Origin of the sequence: Actinacidiphila bryophytorum (assembly GCF_016916835.1) — a bacterium.
Classification (GTDB): domain Bacteria; phylum Actinomycetota; class Actinomycetes; order Streptomycetales; family Streptomycetaceae; genus Actinacidiphila; species Actinacidiphila bryophytorum.
This window is the reverse complement of the sequence record NZ_JAFFIX010000010.1, coordinates 25748-38567: the sequence shown is the minus strand read 5'-3', so window position 1 is coordinate 38567 and position 12820 is coordinate 25748. Positions and strand designations below refer to the sequence as shown.

The window sequence follows — 12820 nt, the reverse complement described above, 5'->3', positions numbered from 1 at the left end:
CCGACGCCACCCTACGGGACTACAGCAAGACAACAGGACCGCACTTGTCGCCGACTGCCGCCAACCGATTGGCTATGCGTGATCACATGACGTAACGCGCGCCGTGGAGGGCTGCCCGCGGATGACCCCACCGCCGCCACCCTTCCGCCTTTCGCGTGGCAAGGACGACGTGGCCTTCGATACCGCTCTCGGCGACGAGGAGCTGGTCGCCGTCCGGGCTGCCCTGGTACAGGGCCGCTGGACGGAGGTACGCGCGCTGCTGGCGCGCACCGGTGACGACTGGGACCTGCGCGGTCACCGGCTCGTCGTCCTGGGCGAGGGCCGCTCCACGGCCGCCTGGGCCGACGAGTGGCGGCTCGCGGAACCCGAGAGCGCCGACGCCGCCGCCCTGCACGCCATCGCCTCGGTCTTCCGTGCCGTCGCCGGGCGGCAGAGCCCGGAGTCCGCACGCGACGCCTGCCTGCACGCGGCCCGTATGACGCCCGCCGACCCCTCGCCGTGGCTCGGCCTGCTCATCCTGGCCCGGCAGACCGGCACCGACGACGAGCAGGTCCGCGCCTTCGACCAGGTCCGCGGCCGGCACCGCGGCCACCACCACGGGCACTACCTGATGACCCGCTGCCTGGCGGAGCGTCAGAAGACCGAGGGCGACGACCCCTTCCACGAGGTCTACGAGTTCGCCGAGTGGGCGTCCGACGAGGCGGGACCCGGCTCCCCGCTGGGCGCCCTGCCGCTGGTCGCCCTCGTCGAGCGCTACCACGCACTGGCCGCGGCCGGCGCGCTGCCCCGCGACCCGAGCCGGCTGCCGTACTGGACCAGCCCGCGGGCCAGGGCGAGCCTGCGCAGCGCCTTCGACTGGTGGCTGGACTGGGACGGGCGCAGCCACCCGCGGCTGCTGCTCGACCTGAACCACCTGGCATTCGTGCACGTCCACGCCGGCGACATGGTGGCCGCCGCCGCGCTGTTCAACCGCATCGGACGGGACGCGACCCGCGTCCCCTGGTCGTACTTCGACCGCGACCCCAAGAAGTCGTTCCGTGCCGCGCGCAATGCCGCGCTCGGCTTCGGTTCGTCGTAGGACCCGATACTCCCCAGGCATCACCACCCACGGAAGAAGGACACCAGAGCCATGCTGACGGGCAGTACGACCGGCATCAGCACGTTCAAGGGAGAGCAGCGCGCGCTGCGCGCGGATCGGATCGGTGCGCCGGCCCTGCTGCTCTCGGTACTCGCGGCCACCGCGCCGCTGATGGTCGTGGCGGGCGTCATCCCCACCACCTTCGCCACGATGGGCATCGTCGGGGTGCCGCTGCTGTTCGTCATCGTCGGCGCCGTGCTCATCCTGTTCAGCTTCGGCTACGCCGAGATGAGCCGCCACGTGCACAACGCCGGGGCGCTCTACGCGTACATATCCCGGGGCCTGGGCGGCACCGTCGGGGCCGGCGCCTCGTACGTGGCGCTCTTCGCGTACAGCCTGATGCAGTGCGGCAGTTACGGCATCTTCGGCTTCGAGATCTCCAGCCAGATCGCCCAGCACTGGCAGCACAACGTCGCCTGGTGGATCCCGGCGCTCGGCGGTGTCGCGATCACCGCGGTCTTCGGGGCGCTGAAGATCGACCTCAACGCCAGGACCCTCGGTGTGCTGCTGCTCATCGAGACCACGATGGTCGTGATCTTCGACATCGGCTTCCTCAGCGACCCGGGCCCGCAGGGCGTGTCCGCGCACGCCTTCAACCCCAGCACCCTCAGCGGTGCCGGGCTCGGCACCGCGCTGTGCTTCACCATCGCCGCCTTCCTCGGCTTCGAGCAGGCCCCGGTGTACGCGGAGGAGACCAGCGACCCGCAGCGGGTGGTGTCCAAGGTGATGTTCCTGGCGATCGGCTTCGCCACCGTCTTCTTCGCCATCAGCGCCTGGGCGATCACCGTGGCGACCGGTCCCTCCGGCGTCATCGCGGGGGCGCAGAAGGACGGCCCCAACCTGATCTTCGGGCTTACTCAGGACCGGCTCGGCGGCGCGTTCACCGACACCCTGAACATCTTCTTCATCACCGGCATCTTCGCCTGCATGCTCAGCTTCCACAACGTTGTCGCCCGCTACGCCTTCGCCATGGGCCGCGACGGTCTGCTGCCCGCCGCGGTCGGCCGCACCTCGAAGACCAGCGGCGCCCCGGCCATCGGCTCGCTGCTGCAGACCCTGGTCGCATTGATCGTCGTCGCCGTCTTCGCCATCACCGACGACAAGCCGGTGGGCGACCCGACCGCGCCGGTGCTGCGGCTGTTCACCTGGGCGGGCAACGTCGGCGCCCTGGGAGTGGTGCTGCTGATGTGCACCGCCGCCGTCGCGGTGATCGCCTTCTTCGTCAAGCGCGGTGCCGCCCGTGTCCAGGGCTGGCGGCTGATCACCTCCGGGCTCGCCGCCCTCGCCCTGGGGACGATCTTCGTCTACTCGGTGAAGGACTTCGCGGTCCTGCTCGGCGCCAACCCCGGCCACGGGCTGCGCTGGATCCTGCCCGGCATCATCGCGCTGGCCGCCGCCATCGGCCTGGTCTACGGCGCGGTGCTGCGCAGCCGGCAGCCCGAGGTGCACGCCAGGATCGGCCAGGGCAACGAGGCCTTCCAACTGGAGAAGGCCGCCGCTGCCGAGGCCGGCGCCTGACGGCAGGTACCGCCCATCCGACGGCCGGCCGCCTGGACAGCCGACCGCAAGGACCGCGCAGCGGCCCGCCCCGCCCGCCCGGGTGCGGCGGGCCGCTGCCGTTCCCCATCCGTCCATCCGTCCACCCGTCCGCCCTGTCCTCAGGAAGCGCCATGACCAGTAGCCCCACGGCCACCGAGACCACGACCGCCGCCGCCCCGCACCCGCTGGACCCGCTGACCACCGCCGAGATCGAGGCCGCCCGCGCGGCGCTCGACGCCGAGGGCAAGGTCACCGCGTCCACCCGCTTCCCGCTGGTCCTGCCTGACGAGCCGGACCGGCACGCGGTGCTCGCCCACCGCCCCGGCGACCCGGTCAGCCGCCGGGTCCGGGTCACCCTGCTGGACACGGCCACCGGCCGCTCCGCGGAGGCGCTGGTGGACGTCACCGACCCGGCAGCCGCCGTGCTGGTCTCCTACCGCGACCTCGACCCGGCCGCCGACGGCCAGCCGCCGGTGCTCTTCGAGGAGTACGAGACCTGCGACGAGATCGTCAAGGCCGACGCCGGCTGGCGCAAGGCGATGGCAGAACGCGGTGTCACCGACCTCTCGCTGGTCATCGCCGCCCCGCTGGCCGCCGGCAACTTCGGCATCGCCTCGGAGGCGGGCCGGCGGATGCTGCGCTCGCTGACCTTCCTGCGCTGCAACGAGAGCGACAACCCGTTCGCCCACCCGGTCGGCGGCCTGGTCGCCGACGTGGACCTCACGGCCCGCCGCGTGGTGCGGCTGGTCGACACCGGCGCCGTACCCGTACCCGCCGAGTGCGGGCGCTACGACGCGGAGTCCACCGGGCCCGCCAGGACCGACCTGCGCCCGCTGGAGATCACCCAGCCGGAGGGTGCGTCGTTCTCGCTGGAGGGGGCGCAGCTGAGCTGGCAGAACTGGCGGCTGCGGCTGGACTTCAACGCCCGCGAGGGCCTGGTCCTGCACGAGATCACCCATCGCGACGGCGACCGCGACCGGCCGGTGCTGCACCGCGCCTCGATAGCCGAGATGGCCGTGCCCTACGCCGAGCCCGACCCGGCCCGCAACTGGGTCTGCTACCTGGACTCCGGCGAGTACCTGCTGGGCAGGAACGCCAACGCGCTGCGGCTGGGCTGCGACTGCCTGGGCGAGATCACCTACGTCGACGCGGTGCTCGCCGACGACCTCGGCAATCCCGAGACGCTGCACAACGCGATCTGCATCCACGAGGAGGACATCGGCCTGCTCTGGAAGCACACCAACATCTTCGACGACTTCGCCGCGGACTCCCGCCGCGCCCGCCGCCTGGTGATCTCCTACATCGCCACCCTCGGCAACTACGACTACGGCTTCTACTGGTACCTCCACCAGGACGGCACGATCGCCTTCGAGGCCAAGGCCACCGGCCTGCTGCAGACCTCCGCCGCCGAGCCCGGCGCCGGTTCGCCCCACGCCACCGAGGTCGCCCCCGGCCTGCTCGCGCCCTTCCACCAGCATCTGTTCTGCGCCCGGCTCGACGTGACGGTGGACGGCCCGCGCAACACCGTGCAGGAGGTGGACGTGGTCCGGCTGCCGACCGGCCCTGGCAACCCCAACGGCAACGCCTTCACCACCAAGGCCACCCCGGTCGCCGACAGCGGTGAGGCGGGGCGGGTCGCCGACCCCTCGGTGGGCCGGCGCTGGCGGATCGTCAACCCGGGGGTGACCAACCGGATGGGCACGCCGGTGGCGTACACGCTGCTGCCCGACACCGGGCCGCTGCTGCTGGCGCAGCCCGGCTCCTCGGTCGCCGAGCGGGTCGCCTACGCCACCAAGCACCTGTGGGTGACCCGCTACCGCCCCGAGCGCCGCTACCCGGACGGCGACTACCCCAACCAGCACGCGGGCGGCCCGGGCGTGACGGCCTGGTCGCGGCCCGGCGAGTCGCTGGAGGACACCGACCTGACGGTGTGGCACTCCTTCGGCCCGACGCACCTGCCGCGCCTGGAGGACTGGCCGGTGATGCCGGTCGACGTCTGCGGCTTCAGCCTGCGGCCGACCGGCTTCTTCGACCGCAACCCGGCGCTCGACCTGCCCAAGGAGACCGGCGACGGATCCGGCGGGCACTGCCACGTCTGACCGCGGCCGGTCCGGCCCCTGCTGACCGATCCGGCGCTAAGCGGTCGCTCAGCCGGGGCCTTGCGAAAACTGAAACACGTTTCTACTATCAGGTATGTGACCTCGCCACTGCCGGACAGTCCGCAGGCCCCGGCCGCGCCCGGCCCGCTGGCCGGTGTGCGGGTGGTCGAACTGGCCGGCATCGGCCCTGGCCCCTTCGCGGCGATGCTGCTCGCCGACCTCGGCGCCGACGTCGTACGCGTCGACCGGCCGGGCGGCCCCGCGCTGGGGGTCGACCCGGCCACCGATCTGAGCAACCGCAACAAGCGGTCCGTGCTGGTCGACCTCAAGTCGCCGCACGGGCCTGCCGCGGTGCTCGACCTGGTCGAGCGCGCCGACGTGCTCATCGAGGGCTACCGCCCCGGCGTCGCGGAACGCCTCGGCGTCGGCCCCGCCGAGTGCCTGGCCCGCAACCCGCGCCTGGTCTACGGCCGGATGACCGGCTGGGGCCAGGACGGGCCGCTGGCGGCCAGCGCGGGCCACGACATCGGCTACATCGCGATCACCGGGGCGCTGGCGCTGACCGGCCCCGCCGACGGCGACCCCGCCGCACCCGCCAACCTGCTCGGCGACTACGCGGGCGGCTCGCTCTACCTGGTCACCGGCGTCCTCGCCGCCCTGCACCACGCCCGCACCCACGGCACCGGCCAGGTCGTGGACGCCGCCATCGTCGACGGCGCCGCCCACCTGTGCACCATGCTGCACGGCCTGCTCGCCGCCGGCGCCTGGCAGGACCGCCGCGCCGCCAACCTGCTGGACGGCGGCGCGCCCTTCTACGGCGTCTACCCGACCGCAGACGGCACCCACATGGCCGTCGGCGCCCTGGAGGAGCGCTTCTACGACACCTTCGCCGAGCTGCTTGGCCTGACCCGGCAGCAGGCCGCGCTGCGCGCCGACCCCGCCCGCTGGCCCGAGCTGCGGGCCGCCGTCGCCGCCCGCTTCCTGACCCGCACCCGGGAGGAGTGGACCGCGGTCTTCACCGGCACCGACGCGTGCGCTGCGCCCGTACTGTCGCTGTCAGAGGCGCCGCTGCACCCGCACCTGGCCGCCCGCGGCACCTTCGCCGAGGCCTTCGGCACCGTCCAACCGGCCCCCGCACCCCGTTTCTCCGCGACCCCCACCGCGCTGCGCCGACCGCCGGCCCTGCCGGGCGCGCACACTGCAGAGGTGGCCCGCGACTGGGACACCCCCGCCCTGACCCGGGCGGAAGGCCCGGCCGACAGAAAGGCACGACGTTGAGTACCGAGGCCTACGTCTACGACGCCGTCCGCACCCCGCGAGGGCGCGGAAAGGCCAACGGATCCCTGCACGGCACCAAGCCGATCGACCTGGTCGTCGGCCTCATCCACGCGCTGCGCGACCGCTTCCCCGGCCTCGACCCGGCGGCGATCGACGACATCGTGCTCGGCGTGGTCAGCCCGATCGGCGACCAGGGCTCGGACATCGCCAGGATCGCCGCCGTCGCCGCGGGCCTGCCCGACACGGTCGCCGGCGTCCAGGAGAACCGCTTCTGCGCCTCCGGCCTCGAAGCGGTCAACATGGCCGCCGCCAAGGTGCGTTCCGGCTGGGAGGACCTGGTCCTGGCCGGCGGCGTCGAGTCGATGTCCCGGGTCGCGATGGGCAGCGACGGCGGCGCCTGGGCGATGGACCCGATGACCAGCTTCGAGACCGGCTTCGTCCCGCAGGGCGTCGGCGCCGACCTGATCGCCACCCTCGGCGGCTGGTCGCGGCACGACGTGGACTCCTACGCGGCCATGTCGCAGGAGCGCGCGGCCGAAGCCTGGAAGGAGGGCCGCTTCGCCCGCTCCGTGGTGCCCGTACGGGACCGGAACGGGCTGGTCGTCCTCGACCGTGACGAGCACCTGCGCCCCGGCACCACAGCCGAGTCGCTGGCCGCCCTCAAGCCGTCCTTCGCCGACATCGGCGACCTCGGCGGCTTCGACGCGGTGGCGCTGCAGAAATACCACTGGGTCGAGAAGATCGACCACGTCCACCACGCGGGCAACTCCTCCGGCATCGTGGACGGCGCCGCCCTGGTGGCGGTCGGCAGCCGCGAGGTCGGCGAGCGCTACGGCCTGACCCCGCGCGCCCGCATCGTCTCGGCGGCCGTCTCCGGCTCCGAGCCCACCATCATGCTCACCGGCCCCGCCCCTGCCTGCCGCAAGGCGCTGGCCAAGGCGGGCCTGTCGATCGGCGACATCGACCTGATCGAGATGAACGAGGCCTTCGCCGCCGTCGTCCTGCGCTTCGCCGCGGACATGGGCGTCAGCCTGGACAAGGTCAACGTCAACGGCGGCGCCATCGCCATGGGCCACCCGCTCGGCGCGACCGGCGCCATGCTGATCGGCACGCTCGTCGACGAGCTGGAGCGCCGCGACCTGCGCTACGGGCTCGCCACGCTGTGCGTCGGCGGCGGCATGGGCGTCGCCACCGTCGTCGAACGTATCTGACCCGCCCCGCCCCCACCCGCCGCTAACGGAGCCAACCCGACATGAGCGAGCCCACCACCATCCGCTGGGCGCAGGACGCGGACGGCGTCGTCACCCTCGTCCTCGACGACCCTGCGCAGTCGGCCAACACCATGAACGCCGCCTTCGCCGACTCCTTCGACGCCGTGCTCGACCGGCTCGAAGCCGAAGCCGGCAGCATCCGCGGGGTGATCGTCACCTCCGCCAAGAAGACCTTCTTCGCCGGCGGCGACCTCCGCGACCTGATCCGCGCCACCCCCGACGACGCCGAGAAGGTCTTCGCCCAGAGCATGCGCGTCAAGCGCGCCCTGCGCCGCCTGGAGACCCTCGGCAAGCCCGTCGTCGCCGCCGTCAACGGCGCGGCGCTCGGCGGCGGCTACGAGATCGCCCTCGCCTGCCACCACCGCGTCGCCCTCGACACCCCCGGCACCAAGATCGGCCTGCCCGAGGTCACCCTCGGCCTGCTGCCCGGCGGCGGCGGTGTGGTCAGGACCGTACGGCTGCTCGGCATCGCCGACGCGCTGCTCAAGGTGCTGCTGCGCGGCAACCAGTACTCCGCCCCGCGCGCCCTGGCCGCCGGCCTGATCCACGAGGTCGCCGCCGACCGCGACGCGATGCTCGCCGCCGCCCGCGCCTTCATCGACGCCAACCCGCAGGCCCGCCAGCCCTGGGACGTGCCGGGCCACAAGATCCCCGGCGGCACCCCCAAGAGCCCCGCCTTCGCCGCCAACCTGCCGGCCTTCCCCGCCAACCTGAGCAAGCAGCTGGCCGGCGCCCCCTACCCGGCGCCGCGCAACATCCTGGCCGCGGCCGTCGAGGGCAGCCAGGTGGACATCGAGACCGCCTCGGTGATCGAGGCCCGCTACTTCACCGAGCTGGCCTGCGGCCCGATCTCCAAGAACATGATCCAGGCCTTCTTCTTCGACATGCAGGCCGTCAACTCCGGCGCGGGCCGCCCCGCGGACGTACCCGCCCGCCAGGTCACCCGGGTCGCGGTGCTCGGCGCCGGCATGATGGGCGCCGGCATCGCCTACTCCTGCGCCAGGGCCGGTATCGACGTCGTCCTCAAGGACGTCACCTTGGAGGCCGCCGAGCGCGGCAAGGCCTATTCCGCGGGACTGCTCGACAAGGCGCTGGCCAAGGGCCGCACCACCGCCGAGAAGCGGGACGCGCTGCTGGCCAGGATCACCGCGACCGCCGAGCCCGCCGACCTGGCCGGGTGCGACGCGGTGATCGAGGCCGTCTTCGAGGACGCGGCACTCAAGCACAAGGTCTTCCAGGAGATCGAGCACATCGTGGCGCCCGACGCCCTGCTGTGCTCCAACACCTCGACGCTGCCCATCTCGCAGCTCGCGGAGGGCGTCGGCCGCGCCGCCGACTTCATCGGCCTGCACTTCTTCTCACCGGTCGACCGGATGCCGCTGGTGGAGATCATCAAGGGCGAGCGGACCGGGGACGAGGCGCTCGCCCGTGCCTTCGACCTGGTGCGGCAGATCCGCAAGACGCCGATCGTGGTGAACGACTCGCGCGGCTTCTTCACCTCCCGGGTGATCAGCAACTTCATCAACGAGGGCGTCGCGATGATCGCCGAGGGCGTCCCCGCCGCCACCGTCGAGCAGGCCGCCGCGCAGGCCGGCTACCCCGCCAAGGTGCTGTCCCTGCTCGACGAGCTGACCCTGACGCTGTTCGTCCGGATCAGCCGGGAGACCCGGGCCGCTGTCGAGGCGGCAGGCGGCGTCTGGCGCTCGCACCCGGCGGAGGCCGTCATCGACCGCATGGTCGAGGAGTTCGGCCGCACAGGGCGCAGCGGCGGCGCCGGCTTCTACGACTACGCCGACGGTCGCAGGGCCGGCCTGTGGCCGGGACTGGCCGAGCACTTCGGCAGGCCCGACACCGACATCCCCTTCGCCGACCTCAAGGAGCGGATGCTCTTCTCGGAGTCGCTGGACACCGTGCGGCTGCTGGAGGAGGGCGTGCTCACCTCGGTCGCCGACGCCAACGTCGGCTCGGTGCTGGGCATCGGCTTCCCCGCCTGGACCGGCGGCGTCCTGCAGTACGTCAACGGCTACCCGGGCGGCGTCGCCGGCTTCACCGCCAGGGCGCGCGAGCTGGCCGCGGCCTACGGGGAGCGCTTCACCCCGCCGGCGCTGCTGGTGGCCACCGCGGAACGCGGTGAGACCTTCACCGACCGCAGGGACGGCTGACCTCCGGCTCCCCGCCGCCGGGCACCCGAAACAGGGTGCCCGGCGGCGGCCGCAGCGTCACGACCGGCGCCGGCCGGTGCCCGCCGCGTACCGCCGCACCTGGCGTGCCCCGCCCTTGCGAGCGCAACCCACCGCCACCTCGTACGCTGGCCCGCGTGCCCCTGCGCAGAACCGCCCCGCGTGCCGCCCGGCGGCTGCTGCCGGCCTGCCTGGCGGGCGCCCTGCTGGCCTGCCTGCTGTCCTGCTCGGGCGGCGGCGGCACACCCACCGCCGGTGCCCGGGGCGTGGGCGACCGGCTCTTCCCCGGCGCGGGCAACGGCGGCTACGACGTCACGCACTACGGCCTCGACCTGTCCTACGACCCCGGCTCGGGGCGGCTGGCCGGCACCGCGGTGATCACCGCCACCGCCACCCAGGACCTCAGCCGCTTCACCCTCGACCTGGCCGGGATGACCGTGACCGAGGTCGGCGTCGACGGACGCACCGCCGGCACCGGCCGCTCAGGCACCGAGCTGACCGTGCGGCCGGCCCGCGAACTGCGGCGCGGCGCCCGCTTCGAGACCACTGTCGCCTACACCGGGGTGCCCCGGCTGCTCACCGACCCCGACGGCTCGCACGAGGGCTGGTTCCGCACCGACGACGGCGCCCTGGCACTCGGCGAACCCGTCGGCTCCATGGCGTGGTTCCCCGGCAACGACCACCCCTCGGACAAAGCGGCCTTCGACGTGACCGTGTCGGTGCCGTCGGGGCTGACCGCGGTCTCCAACGGCGACCTGGCGGGCACCCGCACCGCGGCCGGCCGCACCGCCTTCCACTGGCGCAGCACCGCGCCCATGGCGACCTACCTGGCCACCGTCGGCATCGGCCACTTCACCGTCACCCGCTCGCGCAGCCCCCGCGGTGTGCCGCTCTACGTGGCGGTGGACCCGCGCTCCGACGACCCGCAGACCGCGGCGGCACTGCGCCGGCTGCCGGACATCCTGGACTGGGAGAGCGGGCACTTCGGCGCCTATCCCTTCGGTTCCGCCGGGGCCGTCGTCGACCACCTGCCGGCCGGCACCGTCGGCTACGCGCTGGAGACGCAGACCCGGCCGGTCTTCCCAGGCGACGGGGAAGGACCCGCCGTCGACGTGCCGACGCTCGTCCACGAGCTGTCCCACCAGTGGTTCGGCGACTCCGTCACCCCGAGCAGCTGGCAGGACATGTGGCTCAACGAGGGCTTCGCGACGTACGCCACCTGGATGTGGCAGGAGCAGCAGGACGGTGTGCCGCTGTCCCGCAGCGCCGCCACCGCCTTCGCCGACCCCGCCGCCTGGGCCTTCCCGCCCGCCAAACCGCCCACCGCGGCCGACGTCTCCGCGCAGCCGGTCTACGGCCGCGGCGCCCTGGTCCTCTACGAGCTGCACCAGGCCCTCGGCGACGCCGCCTTCGCCCGACTCCTCCGCGGCTGGCCCGCCGCGCACTTCCACGGCAATGCCTCCACCGCCGACTTCACCGCATATTGCGCAGGCCTGACCACGCGCGACCTGGCGCCGCTGTTCGCGACCTGGCTGTATGGCAAAGCCAGGCCCGCCCACCTGTGACATGCGCGGCCCCGCCCCTGCTCAGCGCAGCGGGGCACCGACGGCGTGCATATGGCCGAGCGCCTGCGCATAGGAGTCGACGAGCCCGGTCTCGGTATAGGGCACGCCGATACGGGCGCAGTGCGCGCGCACCAGCGGACGCGCCAGCCGCAGGTGCGGGCGCGGCAGGCTAGGGAAGAGGTGGTGCTCGATCTGGTAGTTGAGGCCGCCCAGGAGGAAGTCCACGACCGCATTGCCGCGCACATTGCGCGAGGTCAGCACCTGGCGCCGCAGATGACCCCAGCGCGCGCCCTCCTCCGGCATCTCCATGCCCTTGTGGTTCGGGGCGAAGGCACAGCCCAGGTGCAGTCCGAACAGCGCGTGGTGCAGGGCCGCGAAGGCGACGGCCTGCGGCAGCGGGAGCGCGGTCAGCAGCAGCGCCGCATAGCCGGCCACATGGGCCACCAGCAGCGAGCCCTCGACCAGCCGCCCCCTGCGGTCCAGCCGACGCAGGTCCTGGAAGCTGGCCACCTTCAGCGCCAGCCCTTCGAGCAGCAGCATCGGGAAGAACAGCCGCGCCTGGTGCCGGGTCAGGAAGCGGGCGAAGCCCCGCCGTTCGACCGCCTGCGCCCGCGTCCACACCAGGGCGCCCACCTCCACGTCCGGGTCCTTGCCCACGTGGTTGGGGTTGGCATGGTGCCGGTTGTGCTTGTCGCTCCACCAGGCCGCGCCCATGCCCAGCAGCAAGTTGCCGTGGAGGAGCGCGATGAGCCGGTTCGTACGGCGGCCCGCCGCGATCTGCTGGTGCCCCGCGTCGTGCCCGAAGAAGCCGCTGCGCGCCGACATCACCGCGGCAGGCAGCGCCAGCGCCAGCACCCACCACGACCCGGTGCCGCCGACCAGCACCACCGCGGTCCACACCGCGGCCAGCACCACCAGGTTCACCGCGATCGACACCGCGTAGTGCGCCCGGCGGCGCCGCAGCAGCCCGGCCTCCCGTACCGCACGCAGCAGCGGGGTGAACTCGCTGGACCCGGTGTCCGGGATTCGCTCGGGACTTTCGAGGGTGGTCTGGGCGGTCGGCATGGGCGCTCCTGGGTGGCGGGCGGTGTCCGGTGTGACGGCCCGGCAGGGCCGTACTGCGACGCTACGAAGCACCGCCCGCCGCGGACCATGGCGCCATCACCCGGCCTGCCTTGGTGCCAGGCCCCCGGAAAACCGGGGGATATCCCCACCCGCCTGCTGCCAGGATGGGCCGCATGACCACGCACGACCTCCGCACCGCCGAATGGACGGCCGCCCCCCTGCCGGTGTCGCACCCGGACTCCGTCGCCCTGATCCGCCGCTACTACGCCGAGTTGATCGCCCGCTACTACGGGCGCCCCACCGACGACGCCGAGATCTCCGAGGTGATCGCCGAGGAGCCGAGCGACGACCTGGTGCCGCCCACCGGTATCTTCGCGGTGGCCAGGATCGGCGGCACCCCCGTGGGGTGCCTGGGCCTTCGGATGCTGGACGCCGGCACCGCGGAACTGACCCGGATGTTCGTCGCCCCCGAGGCGCGCGGCAGGGGAGTGGCGGCCGGCCTGATCGCCACCGTGGAGGGCCTGGCCCGCAGCACCTTCGGCTCCCGGGTGATCCGCCTCGACACCCGCGCCGACCTGGTCGAGGCCCGCGCGCTCTACGCCCGGCAGGGCTACCGCGAGATCGAGCGGTACAACGACAGCCCGTACGCCGACCACTGGTTCGAGAAGACGCTCGGCTGACGGGC

Annotated in this window: 9 protein-coding genes; 8 read left to right on the top strand and 1 reads right to left on the bottom strand. The window is 73.2% G+C overall.

What is annotated here, in order from left to right; translation table 11 throughout:
* The first annotated feature begins 121 nt into the window (after window positions 1-121).
* The 7 genes from JT723_RS16690 (at window position 122) to JT723_RS16660 (ending at window position 11070) form a co-directional block, all read left to right on the top strand.
* On the top strand, window positions 122-1078 hold the full coding sequence (locus JT723_RS16690) for a hypothetical protein (RefSeq protein WP_205045434.1): 957 nt from the start codon (window positions 122-124) through the stop codon (window positions 1076-1078).
* Between the two features lie 51 nt (window positions 1079-1129).
* Window positions 1130-2656 (top strand): APC family permease, encoded by a 1527-nt coding sequence (locus JT723_RS16685; protein ID WP_205045433.1) that lies wholly within the window; start codon window positions 1130-1132, stop codon window positions 2654-2656.
* Between the two features lie 152 nt (window positions 2657-2808).
* Window positions 2809-4776 (top strand): primary-amine oxidase, encoded by a 1968-nt coding sequence (locus tag JT723_RS16680; RefSeq protein ID WP_205045432.1) that lies wholly within the window; start codon window positions 2809-2811, stop codon window positions 4774-4776.
* A gap of 147 nt (window positions 4777-4923) precedes the next feature.
* Window positions 4924-6054: a CaiB/BaiF CoA transferase family protein gene (locus JT723_RS16675; RefSeq protein WP_205045615.1), complete on the top strand. Its 1131-nt coding sequence runs from the start codon at window positions 4924-4926 to the stop codon at window positions 6052-6054.
* Window positions 6051-7265: an acetyl-CoA C-acetyltransferase gene (locus JT723_RS16670; RefSeq protein ID WP_205045431.1), complete on the top strand. Its 1215-nt coding sequence runs from the start codon at window positions 6051-6053 to the stop codon at window positions 7263-7265. Before JT723_RS16675 ends, JT723_RS16670 begins: the two co-directional genes overlap by 4 nt.
* A gap of 41 nt (window positions 7266-7306) precedes the next feature.
* Window positions 7307-9487, top strand: coding sequence for a 3-hydroxyacyl-CoA dehydrogenase NAD-binding domain-containing protein (locus tag JT723_RS16665; RefSeq protein ID WP_205045430.1), 2181 nt, complete (start codon window positions 7307-7309; stop codon window positions 9485-9487).
* A gap of 161 nt (window positions 9488-9648) precedes the next feature.
* Window positions 9649-11070, top strand: coding sequence for a M1 family metallopeptidase (locus JT723_RS16660; RefSeq protein WP_240165752.1), 1422 nt, complete (start codon window positions 9649-9651; stop codon window positions 11068-11070).
* 21 nt (window positions 11071-11091) lie between these two features.
* Here the strand turns inward: JT723_RS16660 and JT723_RS16655 are convergent, their stop codons facing one another.
* A complete protein-coding gene (locus tag JT723_RS16655) occupies window positions 11092-12135 on the bottom strand; it encodes a fatty acid desaturase family protein (protein WP_205045429.1) in 1044 nt (347 codons plus the stop codon).
* A 173-nt stretch (window positions 12136-12308) separates the two neighbouring features.
* Between JT723_RS16655 and JT723_RS16650 the strand changes: the two genes are divergently transcribed.
* On the top strand, window positions 12309-12815 hold the full coding sequence (locus JT723_RS16650) for a GNAT family N-acetyltransferase (RefSeq protein WP_205045428.1): 507 nt from the start codon (window positions 12309-12311) through the stop codon (window positions 12813-12815).
* The last annotated feature ends 5 nt before the right edge of the window (window positions 12816-12820 follow it).